The 16052-nt window shown below is 72.4% G+C and carries 14 protein-coding genes; 3 read left to right on the top strand and 11 right to left on the bottom strand.

The annotated features are described in order from the left end of the window. Positions 1-195 precede the first annotated feature (195 nt). Positions 196-1404, top strand: coding sequence for a glycosyltransferase 87 family protein (locus SLAV_RS22670; RefSeq protein ID WP_037687573.1), 1209 nt, complete (start codon positions 196-198; stop codon positions 1402-1404). Here SLAV_RS22670 and SLAV_RS22665 read toward each other — a convergent pair. The 4 genes from SLAV_RS22665 to SLAV_RS22650 all read right to left on the bottom strand — a co-directional run bounded on the left by SLAV_RS22665 (position 1401) and on the right by SLAV_RS22650 (position 5514). Beyond that, entirely contained in the window at positions 1401-2552 is a 1152-nt protein-coding gene (locus tag SLAV_RS22665; protein ID WP_234333662.1) for a membrane dipeptidase, read from the bottom strand. The two genes, SLAV_RS22670 and SLAV_RS22665, sit on opposite strands and share 4 nt — an antisense overlap. 114 nt (positions 2553-2666) lie before the next feature. Beyond that, positions 2667-3845, bottom strand: a complete 1179-nt coding sequence (locus SLAV_RS22660) for a dipeptidase (protein ID WP_030231753.1) — start codon at positions 3843-3845, stop codon at positions 2667-2669. Beyond that, entirely contained in the window at positions 3842-4378 is a 537-nt protein-coding gene (purE, locus tag SLAV_RS22655; protein ID WP_030231757.1) for a 5-(carboxyamino)imidazole ribonucleotide mutase, read from the bottom strand. The genes SLAV_RS22660 and purE overlap by 4 nt, the downstream gene beginning before the upstream one ends. Then, positions 4375-5514: a 5-(carboxyamino)imidazole ribonucleotide synthase gene (locus tag SLAV_RS22650; protein ID WP_078950391.1), complete on the bottom strand. Its 1140-nt coding sequence runs from the start codon at positions 5512-5514 to the stop codon at positions 4375-4377. The genes purE and SLAV_RS22650 overlap by 4 nt, the downstream gene beginning before the upstream one ends. Positions 5515-5711: 197 nt before the next feature. Here SLAV_RS22650 and SLAV_RS22645 point away from each other — a divergent pair, with 197 nt between their 5' ends. Beyond that, positions 5712-6239, top strand: coding sequence for a GtrA family protein (locus SLAV_RS22645; RefSeq protein ID WP_037687574.1), 528 nt, complete (start codon positions 5712-5714; stop codon positions 6237-6239). Positions 6240-6304: 65 nt separating this feature from the next. Here SLAV_RS22645 and SLAV_RS22640 read toward each other — a convergent pair whose 3' ends face one another. Both SLAV_RS22640 and SLAV_RS22635 read right to left on the bottom strand, forming a co-directional pair. Further along, positions 6305-7570 (bottom strand): sensor histidine kinase, encoded by a 1266-nt coding sequence (locus tag SLAV_RS22640; RefSeq protein WP_030231762.1) that lies wholly within the window; start codon positions 7568-7570, stop codon positions 6305-6307. A gap of 28 nt (positions 7571-7598) precedes the next feature. Further along, positions 7599-8276 (bottom strand): response regulator transcription factor, encoded by a 678-nt coding sequence (locus tag SLAV_RS22635; protein WP_030231763.1) that lies wholly within the window; start codon positions 8274-8276, stop codon positions 7599-7601. 469 nt (positions 8277-8745) lie between these two features. Here SLAV_RS22635 and SLAV_RS22630 point away from each other — a divergent pair, with 469 nt between their 5' ends. Then, entirely contained in the window at positions 8746-10263 is a 1518-nt protein-coding gene (locus tag SLAV_RS22630; protein WP_030231770.1) for a peptide MFS transporter, read from the top strand. Positions 10264-10345: 82 nt separating this feature from the next. Here the strand turns inward: SLAV_RS22630 and SLAV_RS22625 are convergent, their stop codons facing one another. From SLAV_RS22625 to hutI, 5 genes are all read right to left on the bottom strand, one after another. Next, positions 10346-11713 carry a hypothetical protein gene (locus SLAV_RS22625; RefSeq protein ID WP_234333663.1) on the bottom strand — a complete coding sequence of 456 codons (1368 nt, stop codon included), beginning with the start codon at positions 11711-11713 and terminating at the stop codon, positions 10346-10348. Next, positions 11710-12834 carry a hypothetical protein gene (locus SLAV_RS22620; protein ID WP_030231774.1) on the bottom strand — a complete coding sequence of 375 codons (1125 nt, stop codon included), beginning with the start codon at positions 12832-12834 and terminating at the stop codon, positions 11710-11712. The genes SLAV_RS22625 and SLAV_RS22620 overlap by 4 nt, the downstream gene beginning before the upstream one ends. Continuing rightward, on the bottom strand, positions 12831-13826 hold the full coding sequence (locus tag SLAV_RS22615) for a COG1470 family protein (RefSeq protein ID WP_030231776.1): 996 nt from the start codon (positions 13824-13826) through the stop codon (positions 12831-12833). Before SLAV_RS22615 ends, SLAV_RS22620 begins: the two co-directional genes overlap by 4 nt. 16 nt (positions 13827-13842) lie before the next feature. Next, positions 13843-14523, bottom strand: coding sequence for an LPXTG cell wall anchor domain-containing protein (locus tag SLAV_RS22610; RefSeq protein ID WP_030231779.1), 681 nt, complete (start codon positions 14521-14523; stop codon positions 13843-13845). Between the two features lie 178 nt (positions 14524-14701). After that, positions 14702-15880 carry an imidazolonepropionase gene (gene hutI, locus SLAV_RS22605; RefSeq protein WP_030231782.1) on the bottom strand — a complete coding sequence of 393 codons (1179 nt, stop codon included), beginning with the start codon at positions 15878-15880 and terminating at the stop codon, positions 14702-14704. Positions 15881-16052 lie beyond the last annotated feature (172 nt).

Below are 16052 nucleotides of genomic sequence, written 5' to 3'. Positions count from 1 at the left end.
GGGTTCGGGGGCGCAGAGGCTGACCTGGGCGTATTCACATACCCCGTTTCACGGGATCGCACCCAGGTAAGTGGAATAAATGACTGGGTAGACTTCGGGCCGATGACCACGACCAGCAGCCCCCCGACCAACCCCTCCGCATCTGCGACGGCGGCGCCCGCCACGCGTGACCGGCGGGGATCCTTCGAAGCAGCCATGCGAGGACGCGGAGCCCTTCTGGGCATCGCGGGCTTCTGGCTGGCCAGTCGGGCCGCGATGCTCTGGATGCTCGTCAACGACTTCTTCAGCTCGAACGTCGTACGGGTAGAGATCACCGCGACCTATCACAACTGGTACAACGTCCTCGTCACGTGGACGATGCCGCACAACGACATCATGTGGCAGTACCCCCCGGCAGCCGCGGCGATCTTCCTCTCGCCCGATCTCCTGCCGTTCCTCACCTACTTCCAGGCCTTCGTCGCCCTGACGGTGCTCTGCGACGCGGTGGTCCTCCTCGGCCTGATGCGCGTGGCCCGCCGGAGCGACGGCAGCATGGCCGGCGCCGTCCTGTGGCTCGTCACGCTGCCGATGCTGATGGCCACCCCGTTCGCCCGCTACGACGTCCAGGTCACCCTGCTCGCCGTGGCCTCGCTGCTCTGCCTGCGCCACCGCCCGAAGCTCGGCGGGGTCATCGCCGGCATCGGCGCCATGGTCAAGGTGTGGCCGCTGCTCACCCTGCTCGGCACCCCGCGCGGCAAGTCGACGCGCGAGGCCCTCGTCGCCGCCGCGCTCTCCTGCGTCGCGCTGCTCGCCGTCTTCGCCGCGCTGTTCCGCGACACCCTCGGCTTCCTGGGCAACCAGGGCGACCGCGGTGTCCAGGTCGAGTCCCTCGGCGGCAGCGCGCTGATGGCGGCCCGGCTCGTGCACCTGTGGCCCGGGAAGATCAACTTCCAGTACGGCGCGTTCGAGTACGTCGGCCCGTACGTCTCCAGCATCGCGCGGGCCTCCCTCGCGCTGACGGTGATCGGCTTCCTGCTGCTCCTGCTGTGGCGCGTGAAGGCCAACCGCTGGTCGCCCGCGACCCCGTTCGACGCCGCGCTCTGCGCCATCATGGTGTTCACGGTCACCAGCCGCGTCATCAGCCCGCAGTACATGATCTGGCTGCTCGGCCTCGCCGCCGTCTGCCTGACGTCCCGGCACACCACCCAGCGTCCGATCGCCTGGCTGCTCGTGGTCGCGACCGCGCTCACCTCGCTGATCTTCCCGGTCTGGTACGGCTCGGACATCCTGACCAACTCCACGCTCGGCACGATCCTGCTGTGCGCGCGCAACGGCCTGCTGCTGTACGCCACGGTGTGGTCCGGCGTGCGTCTGTGGAAGGCGACCGTGCTGCCCAAGGACAGCCTGGCGGCGCAGTCCGCCTAAGGAGTTCTACGGTGCTGTGCGGCGCGGGCCGTGAACTCCGCGTCGCGCAGCACCCTCTGGGCGTTGCCCCAGGTCAGCAGGGCCAGGTCGGACTCCGGCCAGCCCCGCTCCAGTAGTTCCGCGAGGAGTCTGGGGTAACCCGAGGGATCGGTGAGCCCCGTCGGGCGGGGCGTCGCCCCCTCGGTGCCGAAGGCGGCTCCCAGTCCCACGCACTCCGGGCCCGCGACCGCCCGCAGGTGGTCGAGGTGGTCGGCGACCGCGTGCAGGGAGTCCCCCGTCCGCGCGGTGTCGAAGGTGACCATCGCCAGACCGCCGGCCGTCCGGAGCGCCAGCAGCACCTCGTCGGTGACGTTGTCCGGGTGCGCGGTGAGCGCCGCCGCCCCCGTGTTCGAGACGATCACCGGCGCCTTCGAGGCGGCCGCGAGCTGACAGGCCGCCACCGGCGGGCAGCCCGTGAGGTCCAGCAGCATCGCCAGCCGGTTCACCTCCTTGACCACCTCGTGGCCGAAGGCCGTCAGCCCCTCCCGCGCCCAGGGCGCCCCGGCCGGTGCGAGGATCCGTACGCCCAGCGCGTGGAAGGCGCGCAGCGCGCCCAGCGAGCCGGTGAGGGTGGCGCCGGACACCGGGCCGAGGTACGAGGCGATGCGGCCCTTGTTGCGGGCGTCCATCATGTCGTCGGCGGTCAGTCCCAGGCGCAGGCCGTCGGGGTAGCGGCGCACCAGGGCGAGCGCCACGTCGATGAGTTCCAGGGTGTCGGAGACCACCTGGTCGGCGGCCCCGCCTTCGCGCGTACGGCCCGGTGGCACGAGCAGCGACCAGAACTGGGCGCCCACTCCCCCGGCCCGCAGCCGCGGGATGTCGGTGTCGATCCCGGTGTCGGGGGTGTCGATGTCGTGGTACGGGCTCTGGCTCAGGGTCCAGACGAGGCTGTTGCAGCCGTCCGCCACGGGATGTACGGCGAGCAGCTCGGCGGCCCGTTCCAGGGCGCCGGGCACCGCCGCGGGGGCGGACACGTCCTCGATCCCGACGGAGCCGGGGCCCACCGGGAGGCTCGGGTCGGCGTGCGGGTCGTCCTGCAGGTCGGCCATGGCGTTCGCTCCGGTCTCGGCGGCAGCGGGGAGGGAGGAGATGTGGTGCCACCGTGACATGTGGGGCGGCTGGGGCGCCCGGCGGGTGTGGCGTTCGGGTGGAGGAGGGTGAGGAGGGTGTGGAAAAGGGGCGGGCCTCGGGGTGGTACCCCGCGACCCGCCCCCGGTGGAGCGTCAGAGATGGGCGTTCGACGGCCCCCGGGACGCCGACAGGGCGCGGGCCTCGGCCTCGGCGTCGCGCAGCGCCCGTACCGCGTTCGACCAGGTCAGCTTGGCCAGGTCGGCCCGCGACCAGCCGCGCGCGAGCAGTTCCGCGATGAGGTTCGGGTAGCCCGCGACGTCGTCCAGGCCCGACGGGGTGAAGGCGGTGCCGTCGTAGTCCCCGCCGATGCCGATGTGGTCGACGCCTGCCACCTCGCGCATGTGGTCGAGGTGGTCGGCGACGGTGGCCGCCGTGGCCACCGGGCGGGGCCGGCCCGCTTCGAAGGCCCGGTGCAGTTCCATCGCCTCGGGGGAGGTGTCGAGGTGGTGGAAGCCGTGGGCGCGCAGGTTCTCGTCGGCTGCCGCGGTCCACTCCACGGCCGCGGGCAGGATGAACTTCGGCACGAAGGTGGCCATCGCCACCCCGCCGTTGACGGGCAGCAGCTCCAGCACGTCGTCGGGGACGTTGCGGGGGTGGTCGCAGACGGCCCGCGCCGAGGAGTGCGAGAAGATCACCGGCGCCGAGGAGACGGCGATGGCGTCGCGCATCGTCGTGGCCGCCACGTGCGAGAGGTCGACCAGCATGCCGACGCGGTTCATCTCGCGGACGACCTCGCGGCCGAAGTCCGTGAGCCCGCCGTGGCGGGGCTCGTCGGTCGCCGAGTCCGCCCAGTCGATGGTGTCGTTGTGGGTGAGCGTCATGTACCGCACGCCGAGCCGGTGCAGGGCGCGCAGGGTGGCGAGCGAGTTGTTGATGGAGTGGCCGCCCTCGGCGCCCATCAGGGAGGCGATCCGGCCCCCCTCGCGGGCCGCCTCCATGTCGTCGGCCGTCAGTGCCCGCACCAGGGTGCCGGGGTAACGGTCGATCAGCTGGCCGACCGCGTCGATCTGCTCCAGGGTGGCGCTGACCGCCTCGTCACCCGCGAAGTCGGAGCGTACGTAGACGGACCAGAACTGCGCGCCGACCCCGCCGGCGCGCAGCCGGGGGATGTCGGTGTGCAGGTACGCGGACTGGTCGGCGCCGATGTCGCGCCGGTCCAGGTCGTAGCGGACCTGGTTGCGCAGCGCCCAGGGCAGGTCGTTGTGCCCGTCGACGACCGGGTGCTCCGCGAGCAGGCCGCGCGCCTCCTCCAGGCGCTGCGCCGCGCTCACTTGCCGAATCCGAAGGAGTCGGCGCCCGCGACCTTGGTCCGCAGCCGCTTGCCCTTCTCGGTGGCCTGGTCGTTGAGCTCCTGCTGGAACTCGCGCATCCGGGCCAGCAGCTCCGGGTCGTGCGCGGCCAGCATCCGTACGGCCAGCAGGCCCGCGTTGCGCGCCCCGGCGACGGAGACGGTGGCGACGGGAACCCCGGCGGGCATCTGCACGATCGACAGCAGCGAGTCCATGCCGTCGAGGTACTTCAGCGGCACCGGCACCCCGATGACGGGCAGCGGGGTGACCGAGGCGAGCATCCCGGGCAGGTGGGCGGCGCCGCCCGCACCCGCGATGATCGCCTTCAGGCCGCGTCCGGCGGCCTGCTCGCCGTACGCCACCATCTCGCGGGGCATCCGGTGGGCGGAGACGACGTCGACCTCGTACGGGATCTCGAACTCGTCCAGTGCCTTGGCGGCGGCCTCCATGACCGGCCAGTCGGAGTCCGAACCCATGACGATGCCGATGACGGGACCTGCGGTAGCGGTGCTCATGCGGTGATGGTTCCTCTGAGGTAGCCGGCTGCGTGACGTGCGCGCTCCAGCACATCGTCCAGGTCGTCGCCGTAGGTGTTGACGTGGCCGACCTTGCGGCCGTGTTTCACGTCCTTGCCGTACATGTGGATCTTCAGCTGGGGGTCGTGCGCCATGCAGTGCAGGTACGCCGCGTACATGTCGGGGTAGTCCCCGCCGAGCACGTTGGCCATGACCGTCCAGCGGGCCCGGGGGCGGGGGTCGCCCAGGGGGAGGTCCAGGACCGCGCGGACGTGGTTGGCGAACTGGGAGGTGATGGCACCGTCCTGGGTCCAGTGCCCGCTGTTGTGCGGGCGCATGGCCAGTTCGTTGACGAGGATGCGGCCGTCCGCGGTCTCGAACAGCTCGACGGCCAGGTGGCCGGTCACGCCGAGTTCCTTGGCGATGCGCAGGGCGAGGGCCTGGGCCTCGCCCGCCAGTGCCTCGGAGAGGTTCGGGGCGGGGGCGATCACCGTGTCGCACACGCCGTCCACCTGGATGGACTCGACGACGGGGTACGCGACGGCCTGGCCGTGCGGGGAGCGGACGATGTTGGCCGCGAGCTCGCGGACGAAGTCCACCTTCTCCTCCGCGAGGACCGGGACCCCCGCCTTGAAGGGGGCCTCCGCGTCCTCGGGCGTGCGGACGAACCACACGCCCTTGCCGTCGTACCCGCCGCGCACCGTCTTGAGGATGACGGGGAAGCCGCCCACCTCGTCCGCGAAGGCCGCCGCGTCCGCCGGATCGCGCACGATCCGGTGGCGGGGGCTGGGCGCGCCGATCTCGTCGAGCTTGGCGCGCATCACCCCCTTGTCCTGGGCGTGCACCAACGCGTCGGGCCCCGGGCGGACGGGAATGCCGTCCGCTTCCAGGGCCCGGAGGTGTTCGGTGGGGACGTGCTCGTGATCGAAGGTGATCACGTCGCAGCCGCGCGCGAAGGCGCGCAGTGTCTCCAGATCGCGATAGTCGCCGATGACGACGTCGCTCACGACCTGGGCCGCCGAGTCCTGTGGGGTGTCACTGAGGATCTTGAATCTGATGCCGAGGGGGATACCCGCCTCGTGGGTCATGCGGGCGAGCTGTCCGCCGCCGACCATGCCGACTACCGGGAACGTCACCTCTCCAGGGTATCCGGCGGTATTCCGCCATCCGGACGTGGCCTGGCGCATACCGCGTGCCGGGCCGTGTGCCGTGCGTCGCAGGGGCGCCAAGGCGCGTACGGAGCCCGGGGGCGACACTTAACATGTCGGGGTTGACGAAATCGAGTGACGCTCCAGCGCGGGGCGGCGACGACGGACAGGGACTGAAGGATCACATGAGTACGCCGAAAGCAGCACCGCTGTCCGAGCGCTTCCGCGGTCTCGCCCGGGAGGCCGTCAAGTTCGGAGCGGTGGGCGGGCTGGGCGTCCTGGTCAACTTCGGTGTGTTCAACCTGCTCCGGAGCACGACCGACCTCCAGACGGTGCGCGCGAACGTCATAGCCATCGTGGTGGCCATCGTCACCAACTACATCGGCTTCCGCTACTTCACGTACCGCGACCGCGACCTCGGCAGCCGCCGTCGCGAGATGATCCTCTTCGTCCTGTTCAGCCTGATCGGCATGGTCATCGAGAGCGGCGTGCTCTACGCGGCGACGTACGGCTTCGGCTGGGACAGCTCGCTGCAGAACAACGTCTTCAAGTTCCTGGGCATGGCGATCGCCACCGTGTTCCGCTTCTGGTCCTACCGGACCTGGGTCTTCCAGGCCCTGCCGACGCCCGCCGCGCCCTCGCTGGTCGTCGAGCAGCGCGACGGCCAGGACGCGCCGGCCGCGGCGCTCACCCCGGAGCCGGCCGCGAAGTAGCCCGTACGCGGCGACGCCGGGGCCGGACGCCCGGGGCCCGGCGGCCGGACGCCCGGGCCGGGCGGTCAGCGGACCGTCGGCTCCGGCTCGGTCCGCTGCGGCGCGGTACGGCTGAGGAACAGCGCGAACACCGGCGGCTGGCTCTGGAGCAGCTCCAGCCGGCCGCCGTCCGCCTCCGCGAGGTCCCGGGCGACCGCGAGGCCGATCCCGGTGGAGTTGCGGCCGCTGATGGCCCGCTCGAAGATCCGGTTGCCGAGGTCCGGGGGGACTCCGGGTCCCTCGTCGGTGACCTCCAGTACGGCCTGGTTGCCGGTCACCCGGGTGCGCAGCGCGACCGTGCCGCCGCCGTGCATCAGCGCGTTCTCCACCAGGGTCGCCAGGACCTGGGAGACCGCCCCGGGGGTGCCGACGGCCCGCATCCCCGTCTTCCCGGAGCGCACGATGGCCCGCCCGGCGCTGCGGTAGGCCGGCCGCCACTCCTCCACCTGCTGCTTGACGACCTCGTCGAGGTCGAAGGGGACCGCCGAGCCGGTCCGCGGGTCCCGCGAGTTCGTGAGCAGCCGCTCCACCACGTCCGTGAGCCGCTCCACCTGGGTCAGGGCGATCGTCGCCTCTTCCCGTACGGTCTCCAGGTCGTCGGTGACCGTGATCTCCTCCAGCCGCATCGACAGGGCCGTCAGCGGGGTCCGCAGCTGGTGGGAGGCGTCCGCGGCGAGCCGGCGCTCGGCCGTGAGCATCCGGCCGATCCGCTCCGCGCTGGAGTCGAGCACGTCGGCGACCCGGTCCAGCTCGGGGACCCCGTAGCGCTTGTGCCGGGGCCGCGGGTCGCCCGACCCCAGCCGCTCGGCCGTCTCGGCGAGGTCGGTGAGGGGGGAGGCGAGCCGGTTGGCCTGGCGTACGGCGAGCAGCACGGCCGCGACGACCGCCAGCAGGGCCACCGCCCCGACCACCGCCAGGGTCCGCCCGACCTCCCGGGTGACGGTGGCGCGGGACTCCTCGACGGTCACCACCTCGCCCTGCTCCCCGCGGGCGGTGCCCCGGATGACGCTGTCGGGGATCCGGTCGCCGACCTCGACGACGGGCCGGCCGGGGATGGAGATGCGGGCGTAAGTGCCCAGGTCCAGCTGCTCGGCGAGCGCGGTGGGATCGACCGGCTTGTGCTCCAGCGCGTCCGCCTCGACGGTGCCCAGCAGCCGCAGCGCCTCGGAGCCGATGCGGTCCTGGGCGCTGCTGGTGATGGTCCGGGTCTCCACGATGACGAGGGAGACCCCGAACACGGCGATCACGACGAGCACCACGGCGAGCGTGGAGTTGATCAGGCGGCGGCGCATGGCTTAGAGGATGCCCTAAGGGAAGGACTCAGCTCTTCTCGAAGCGGAAGCCGACGCCCCGGACGGTGGCGATGTAGCGGGGGTTCGCGGCGTCGTCGCCCAGCTTCTTGCGGAGCCAGGAGATGTGCATGTCGAGGGTCTTGGTGGAGGACCACCAGGTGGTGTCCCAGACCTCGCGCATCAGCTGGTCACGGGTGACGACCCGGCCGGCGTCGCGCACCAGGACGCGCAGCAGGTCGAACTCCTTGGCCGTGAGCTGGAGCTCCTCCTCGCCCATCCAGGCGCGGTGGGACTCGACGTCGATGCGCACGCCGTGGGTGGCGGGGGCCTGGGCGGCCTCGTTGGCGCCGCGCCGCAGCAGGGCCCGGACGCGGGCCAGCAGTTCGGCGAGCCGGAAGGGCTTGGTCACGTAGTCGTCGGCGCCGGCGTCGAGGCCGACCACCGTGTCCACCTCGTCGGCCCGGGCGGTGAGGACCAGGATCGGGAAGCCGTGGCCCTCGGCGCGCAGTCGCCGGGCCACCTCCAGGCCGTCCATGCCGGGCAGTCCGAGGTCCAGGACGACGAGGTCGACGCCGCCCTGCAGTCCGGCCTCCAGGGCGGTGGGACCGTCCTCCCGTACCTCGACCTCGTAGCCCTCCCGGCGCAGGGCGCGGGCCAGGGGTTCCGAGATGGATGCGTCGTCCTCGGCGAGCAGTACACGCGTCATGTGGGTGATGGTAGTCCGCGGCGGCTGAAAGGAGGTGCCTGCCCGCACACCCCTCTCGAACTGGGCTTATGAACTACTAACGGCCTTCGAATATGACGAAACGGTTCCCTGGAAGCCTGTGATCCATCTCTCAAGTCCTTCCATATGCCGCAGTGTCCTGTCGTATGGTGGCGAGACGCCTGATGCACTACCCAGGGGATCTTTGTGCCGAAAAGCGAGCCAGAGACCTCAAATTCTGCTCTGGTCGGTTTGATCCGACCCAGATGACAGTGAATGACCTGTGGGCCGGGCCCTGCGCGCGATGCTGCGCGGAGGGCGTGGATCCCGGTGACTGCTGTTCCTTCGTCTCCCGACCGGAGCCGAGACCCCAGGGCGTGGGGTGGGACACCCGTCTGCCGGTGCCGGCCACCCCCCACCGGGCGCTGAACAGCTCACGAAGCCGAGCGTCCCGAGCAAGCAAGGATCGACCATGGCTTCCAGCCTGACGAAGGACTCGGCGTCCCCGGCCGCCGAGAAGACCTTCTTCGGACACCCCCGTGGCCTGGCCACTCTCTTCATGACCGAGATGTGGGAGCGCTTCTCCTACTACGGCATGAGGGCCCTCCTCGTGTACTACCTGGTCTCGGGCGGCGCCGACGCCGCCACGGGCAGCCAGGGCGGCGGCCTGGCGATGACCGCGGCCACGACCACGGCCATCTACTCCGTGTACGTCTCGATGGTCTACCTCATGGCCATGCCCGGCGGCTGGTTCGGAGACCGCGTCTGGGGTGCCCGCAAGACGGTCGCCATCGCCGGCTTCGTGATCATGGGTGGTCACCTGTCGCTGGCCCTCCCCGGCCAGGCCATGTTCTTCGTCGGTCTGATCCTCGTCGCGGTGGGCTCCGGCCTGCTGAAGGCCAACATCTCCACGATGGTCGGCCACCTCTACGACGGTCCCGAGGACCCGCGTCGTGACGGCGGCTTCACGCTGTTCTACGTCGGCATCAACCTCGGCGCCTTCGTCGCCCCGCTCGTCGTCGGCACGGTCGGCAAGGAGCACAACTGGCACCTGGGCTTCGCCCTCGCCGCCGTCGGCATGGGCCTGGGCCTGACCCAGTTCCTGCTCGGCACCAAGCACCTGAGCCCGAAGAGCAGCGTGGTCCCGAACCCGCTGTCCGCGGACGAGCGCAAGGCCGTCCTCACCAAGGTCGCCCTCGCGGTCCTCGGTATCGCCGTCTTCTACGGTGCCGTGGTCGCCCTGGGCGCCTACACCCTGAACTGGGCCCTGGTCCCGCTGACCCTGGCCGGCCTGTTCATCCCGATCGCAGTCCTGACCCGGATCAAGCGCGACAAGGACCTGTCGGGCCCCGAGCAGTCGAAGATGACCGCGTACATCTGGTTCTTCATCGCCGCCGCCGTCTTCTGGATGATCTACGACCAGGGTGGCTCCACGCTGTCCCTGTTCGCGGACGACAAGACCGCCGACACCGTCTTCGGCCTCGGCTTCTCGGCTACCTGGTACCAGTCGCTGAACCCGCTGTTCGTGATGGCGCTGGCACCGGTCTTCGCGTGGCTGTGGGTGTGGCTGGCCCGCAAGAACCAGGAGCCGAACACCATCGTGAAGTTCGCGATGGGTCTGGTCCTGATCGGCGCCTCGTTCTTCGTCTTCATCGTTCCGATGAACATGGCGGGCGACGGCACCAAGGTCTCCCCGATGTGGCTGGTCTCGATCTACATGATCCAGACCATCGGCGAGCTGTGCGTCTCCCCGGTCGGCCTCTCCGTCACCACGAAGATGGCCCCGCAGAAGTACGCCTCCCAGATGATGGGTGTCTGGTTCCTGGCGGTCACCGCCGGTGACTGCATCACCAGCCTCCTGTCCATCGGTGGCGTGGACCTCAACGGCACCTGGGTGATCGCCTTCCAGGCGCTCGCCGCGGTCCTGGCCGGCTTCGCGGTCTACACCTACCGCAAGAAGGTCCAGGTCCTCATGGGCGCCGTGCACTGACGCACCCCCGCCCCGTACGACGGAACGGCCCGGCACACCCTTCGGTGTGCCGGGCCGTTCCGCGTGTGCGGACGCGGTGGGGTTAGCGGGTGCCCCGCAGGCGGCGCCAGGGGGTGAGGGTGAAGACCGCGGCGCCGAGCAGGATCACCGTGCCGGCGACGAGGGCGAGGGCCTTGACGCCGCCGGTGTTCTCGGCGCCGGTCTCGGCCAGGCCGCCCGCGGCGCCCGAGGTGCCGGAGGTGCCGGCGCTCCCGGAGGTGCCGGCCGTGGTGGCGCCGGTGGCGCCGCCCTGCTGGGCGGTGGTGTCCAGTTCCAGGGAGACCGCGCTGCTGGTGGCCTTGCATGGCACGTTGATCGGGGTGGAGCCGGGGGCCATCGTGACGTCGATCGTCAGCTGGTCGGGGCTGAGCGTGGTCTTGCCCGTCTTGCCCGGCTTGTAGGTGCCGGTCATGTCGCTGAGGCTGACCGGGGCCTTGTCCGGGATCGGCTCGGCGTTGGCCGGACCGGTGACCTTGACGGAGCCGCTGTCGGCGCCGCCCAGCTTGATGTCCATCGAGGGCTTGAGGGCTCCGGCGGGCAGGGCCATGGGGGCCGCCATGGCCCCCTTGGCGGTCTTGACCGTCAGGTCGTAGCTGCCGCCGTTCTTCTTGGCGTTGATCGTGACGGGGGTCTTGATGCCGCCCGGGACCACGGGACCGCAGTCGTAGGCGACCTCGACGGCCTTGCCCGGGAAGTCGGTCTGGCCGCCGCTGCCACCGGTGGTGGAGCCGCCGGTCGTCGTGGAACCGCCGGTGGTGGAGCCTCCCGTCGTGGTGGAACCGCCGGTGGTCGCACCGCCGGTCGTGGAGCCTCCCGTCGTGGAGCCCCCCGTCGTGGTGCCGCCCGTCGTCGTGCCGCCGGTGCCGCTGCCGGACGCCACGTCGATGGTGGCCCCGCCGCTCACCTCACCCGTCGGCGCGCACTTGGTGACGAAGGTGCCGAAGGAGAAGGTGACCGCGACCTCGTACCTGCCGGGGGTCAGGCTGATCTTCCCCGCCTTGGTCAGCTTCAGCTTGCCCTTCATGACGGACATGACCATCGGCGCCTTCTTGGGGATCTCGGGGTTCTTCTTCTCCCCCACCACCTTCAGCTCGCCCGTGCCCCCGCCCAGCGCGATCCAGCCGGTGGGCTGGACCGCGTCCTTCGGGATCACCATCAGGTCGGTGTTGTTCGAGGCCGGCTTGACGGTCTCCCAGGACACGTCGACCTCGTCCCCGACCTTCGCCGTGGCCGGCGCCGTGATCCTGGCGGTGGTCTCGCCCTCCACCGGATCACCGCCCCCGGCCGGCGGCACGCACCTGACCTTGAACGTGGCGTCGGCGGCCTGGGCGGGCGAAGCCGCCATGGCGATACCCGCGCCGCTGAGCAGCAGCGCAACCACGGCCGCGCTCACCCTCCGTTGGGTCTTCACGAGTGTCCCTTCGTCGTCGGACTGTGATCGGACGGTGCGGATGTCTGTGGGGCGCGCGGCCGTCCCGCGCCGGGCTCCGGTCCCGGACCCGGCGCGGGCTCCGGGGTGAACCAGGGCAGGACCGGGGCGGGGCCGGCCGGGGGCGGCCCCGTCGGCGGCCGTTCCCGTACGCCGGGGATCCTCGGCAGCCGGGCCGTCACGGCGGAGGCCGCGTGCCGGCGGCCCGTGCCGGGGGCGGCGGTGCGCGGGCGGACCTTGTCCACGACGGCCATGCCGAGCCGGAAGAGGGCCGTCGGGATCACCACCAGGAGCAGGGCCCAGAACAGCAGCACCCCGTACGGGCGGTCCACGCCCCAGGGCTGGGTGGCCAGGAGGGTGTCGCCGTACTTGAGGGAGACGGCGTAGTCGCCGTGGGCGCCGGCCGGGAGCTCCACGCCCAGCGCGATCTCGGCCTTGCCGCCGGGCGCGATGGTGCCCTTCCAGCGGGCCTCCTCCCACGTCGGGGCGAACACCCCGTGGGCGGTGCCGAGCTGGAAGACGGGGTCCTTGACGGGGGCCGAGCCGAGGTTGCCGACGGTGACCGTGAACTTCCTGGCGGGCGGCGCGCCGAACCAGGTCAGCACCCCGTCCCCGCCGGTGAGGCGGACCCCGGTGAGCACCGCGAGGCGGGCGGTGCCGGATTCCGCGGGCAGGTCGGCCACCGGATGGTCGGTGATCTTCAGCGGTACGGCGACGGTGGACTGGTCCCCGTTGACGGAGGTCACGTTCACCACGCAGGGGCACGGCTTGGGCGGGGCCACGACCGGCAGCCGGGCCCCGAAGTGGCCGTCGTCGCCGACCGCGACGGCGACCCCGTCGGCGTTGGCGCAGCTGTTGGTGCCGCCGATCATGTTCTGGCCGCAGACCAGCAGCATCACCATGGTCCTGGCCCGCCAGCCGGTCCCGTCGACGGCGATCTCGGTGCCCTTGGCGGCCTCCTGGAGGGAGAGCGCCACGGCGGGCTTGCCGGTGTCGGCGGCGGCCGGGGCCGCGGCCGGAAGCAGCGCGGGGAGGGCGAGGAGGGCGAGCGCGGCCAGGAGGGCCGCGATACGGCCGGGGGTGCGGCCGGGGCTGGGGCTCACCTGGACGCTCCCGTCAGCTCGGGTTCCGGTGCGGGCGCCGCCGCGGTCGCGGGCGGCTCGGGGGACCGTTCCCGGCGGGTGCGCCGGGTCCGTACGAGGAGCAGCGCGGCCATCGCGAGCGTGCCGAGGGCGAGCAGCCCGGTGCCGAGCCGCGCTGCGGTCCCCCCGGGCAGGAGCCAGGCCGTCGCGCGGGCGGTGGCCGGTGCGGCGCCGGGGGCGGTGGCCGTGAGGGTGAGGTCGACCCGGTCGAGTGCGGGGGCGCCGGGCCAGGGCTCGCTCAGCTCGACCCGCCGGCCGGGCAGCAGTTCGACGGGCACGGCGTGGGCCGCGCGGCCGGGGGCCTCGCCGAAGCGGCCCTCGGCCCGGACCGCGAGCTCCGGGGCGACGGCCACGTTGCCGCGGTTGACCAGCGCGTAGCGGATGACGGCGGAGCTGCCCGAGCCGTGCACGGCGACGTCCTCGACGGTGAGGGCGGCCAGCGTCGGGCCGCCGACGCGCAGGTGGACCCGTACCGCCGCCTCGTGGCCGGCCTCGGTGGCGACGACGGCGGCGGGGTGGTCCCCGGGCGCGGCGGCGGGCGGCACGGTGACGGTGAAGGGGACCACGGCGCGGGTGTGCGGCGGGACCTTCACGGTGGCGGCCGCGCCGAAGCTGATCCAGGACCCGGCCCCGGAACCGGCGTCGGCCGCCACTGCGGCGCCCTCCCCGGCCGGGCGGACCGCGAGGGCGCCGTCGGGCGTGTTGTAGGCGTCGGCCCCGCGCAGGGTGAGCGTCCGCTCGCGGTCGCCGGGGTTGGCCAGGGTGAGGCGGTCCTCCAGGACGGCGCCGGCCGCGCCCGCGAGGTAGAAGTACGGGCGCGGGGTGCCGGGCCGCCCGGCGGCCGGTGCGGCGGTCCAGCCGGGCTCGTCGGCGGCCGCGGCGGGGGCGCCGTGGAGGGCGGCGGCGGCGAGCAGCGCGGCGCCGAGCCGGGTGGGGGTGTGGAGCACGCGCATGCCGGGGCCGCTCCGTTCAGGGCCGGGTCTGCTGGATCCGGCGCCCGCGCCGGGTCAGCCAGAGCGTTCCGGCGGCGCCGGAGAGGAGCACGGTGGCGCCGAGGGTGCCCAGGGCCAGGGCGGAGTCGGCGGGGCCGGTCTGCGGGAGGGTGTCGCCGGTGGGCGGGGCGGGGTCCTGGGCGCCCGCGGCTCCCGTCACCTGGAGTTCCAGGGAGGGCTTGGGGCTGTTGCCGGGAGTGCAGGTGGTGGTGGTCCCCATGGCCTTGATGGTGAGGACCCCGGCGGTGAAGGTGACCTTGCCGCTCTGCTTGGGGGTGTAGGTGCCCGAGAGGTCGGAGATCTTGATGGGGGTGTTGGCGGGCACGGCCTCGGAGTTGGGCGGGCCGGAGACCGGGACGGCGGCCTTCTCGGCGCCGTCGGTCTGGATGACGGCGCTGGGGGTCATGGCGCCCTTGCCCAGCTCGATGGGGCTGGAGGAGACGCCCTTCTGGAAGGACATCGTCAGCTTGTAGCCGTCGCCCTCCTTGACGGCCTTGATGTCGATGGGCGAGACCGCCGACTTGTCCCCGATGGGGGTCTTGCAGTCGTACTGGACGTCGACGACATCGGCGTGGGCCGCGGGGGCGGCGAGCAGCACCGCCGATCCGGCCAGCGCACAGGCCAGCGCGAGCACGGTGGAACGTTTCCGGTCGGACACCTTCGTCTTCCCCTCGGGCCACAAGTTACTGACGACACATCAGATTGGTGGCTCAAGGTACGCCCGGGACCTTACGGAGGGAAGACAAAGGACGGCCCGGATCAACGGCCCCCCGGACGTGCCGTTTCCGGCCGTTCCCGGGGTGCGCGGGGCGTCGGGCGGGGGCTCGGGCGGCGCGTCAGGCGGCGCGCACTCCCCGCTGCCAGACGGCGGTGACGAGCGGGACGCCCGGCCGGTAGGCGAGGTGGACGTGGCTGGGCGCGTCCAGGAGCGCGAGGTCGGCGCGGGCCCCGGGGCGGATCCGCCCGATGTCGGTGCGGCGCAGCGCGGCGGCGCCGCCTGCGGTGGCCGACCACAGGGCCTCGTCGGGGGTCATGCCCATGTCGCGGACGGCGAGCGCGATGCAGAAGGGCATGGAGCTGGTGTAGGAGGAGCCGGGGTTGCAGTCCGTGGACAGGGCGACGGTGGCGCCCGCGTCGAGGAGGCGGCGGGCGTCGGGCCACTGGGCGCGGGTGGAGAACTCGGCGCCGGGCAGGAGGGTGGCGACGGTGGTCGCGGACGCCTGGGCGAGGGCGTCGACGTCGGCGTCGGTGAGGTGGGTGCAGTGGTCGGCGGAGGCGGCTTCCAGCTCCACGGCGAGCTGTACGCCGGGCCCGTACGAGAGCTGGTTGGCGTGGACGCGCGGGATCAGCCCGGCGGCGGCGCCGGCGGTGAGGATGGCGCGGGCCTGGTCTCCGTCGAAGGCGCCCTTCTCGCAGAAGACGTCCACCCAGCGGGCGTACGGGGCGCAGGCGGCCAGCATCTCGCCGGTGACGAGGTCGACGTAGCCGGCCGGGTCGTCGGCGTAGTCGGGGGAGACGATGTGCGCGCCGAGGTAGGTGACCTCCTCGGTGTGCGCGGCGGCGATGCGCAGGGCGCGGGCCTCGTCGGCGACGGTGAGGCCGTAGCCGGACTTGGTCTCGAAGGTGGTGGTGCCCTGGCGGCGGGCCTCGTCGAGGTGGCGCAGCAGGTTGGCTTCCAGCGCTTCGTCGCTGGCGGCGCGGGTGGCGGCGACGGTGGTGCGGATGCCTCCGGCGGAGTAGCTGCGGCCGGACATCCGGGCGTTGAACTCGGCGGTGCGGTCGCCTGCGAAGACGAGGTGGGAGTGCGAGTCGACGAAGCCGGGGATGACGGCGCGGCCGTTCGCGTCGAACACGGTGTCGGCGGCGGGGGCCGCGGCGGCTTCGCCGACCCAGGCGATCGTGTCGCCGTCGATGACGAGGGCGGCGTTCTCGATCAGGCCGAGGGGGGATCCGTCGCCGAGGGCGGGATCGTTGGTGACGAGGCTGCCGATGTTGGTGATGAGGGTGGTGGTCATGGGTTCCTCTCGGGAGGGTCGTTTCCCCCACCCCGCCCCTTCCCGGAACCGGGGCGAGCCCCGGGCCCCCTTCCCGGGGCTCCGCCCCGGACCCCGTACGGGCGCTGCGCGCCCGTTTGAGGCGCGGGGGCCCGGAGGCGGAGCCCCCGGAAGCGGGGTCCGGGGCCGCTGC

This window comes from Streptomyces lavendulae subsp. lavendulae, assembly GCF_002803845.1.
Lineage (GTDB): Bacteria > Actinomycetota > Actinomycetes > Streptomycetales > Streptomycetaceae > Streptomyces > Streptomyces lavendulae.
Note: the sequence above shows the minus strand (reverse complement) of the source record. Positions and strands in the feature narration are given on the sequence as shown.

Excerpts from the sequence above, each read along its gene's own strand:
- SLAV_RS22670 (WP_037687573.1), top strand. The coding sequence starts at position 196 with ATGCGAGGACGCGGAGCCCTTCTGGGCATCGCGGGCTTCTGGCTGGCC.
- SLAV_RS22665 (WP_234333662.1), bottom strand. The coding sequence starts at position 2,552 with ATGTCACGGTGGCACCACATCTCCTCCCTCCCCGCTGCCGCCGAGACC.
- purE (WP_030231757.1), bottom strand. The coding sequence starts at position 4,378 with ATGAGCACCGCTACCGCAGGTCCCGTCATCGGCATCGTCATGGGTTCG.
- SLAV_RS22645 (WP_037687574.1), top strand. The coding sequence starts at position 5,712 with ATGAGTACGCCGAAAGCAGCACCGCTGTCCGAGCGCTTCCGCGGTCTC.
- SLAV_RS22640 (WP_030231762.1), bottom strand. The coding sequence starts at position 7,570 with ATGCGCCGCCGCCTGATCAACTCCACGCTCGCCGTGGTGCTCGTCGTG.
- SLAV_RS22635 (WP_030231763.1), bottom strand. The coding sequence starts at position 8,276 with ATGACGCGTGTACTGCTCGCCGAGGACGACGCATCCATCTCGGAACCC.
- SLAV_RS22630 (WP_030231770.1), top strand. The coding sequence starts at position 8,746 with ATGGCTTCCAGCCTGACGAAGGACTCGGCGTCCCCGGCCGCCGAGAAG.
- SLAV_RS22615 (WP_030231776.1), bottom strand. The coding sequence starts at position 13,826 with ATGCGCGTGCTCCACACCCCCACCCGGCTCGGCGCCGCGCTGCTCGCC.
- hutI (WP_030231782.1), bottom strand. The coding sequence starts at position 15,880 with ATGACCACCACCCTCATCACCAACATCGGCAGCCTCGTCACCAACGAT.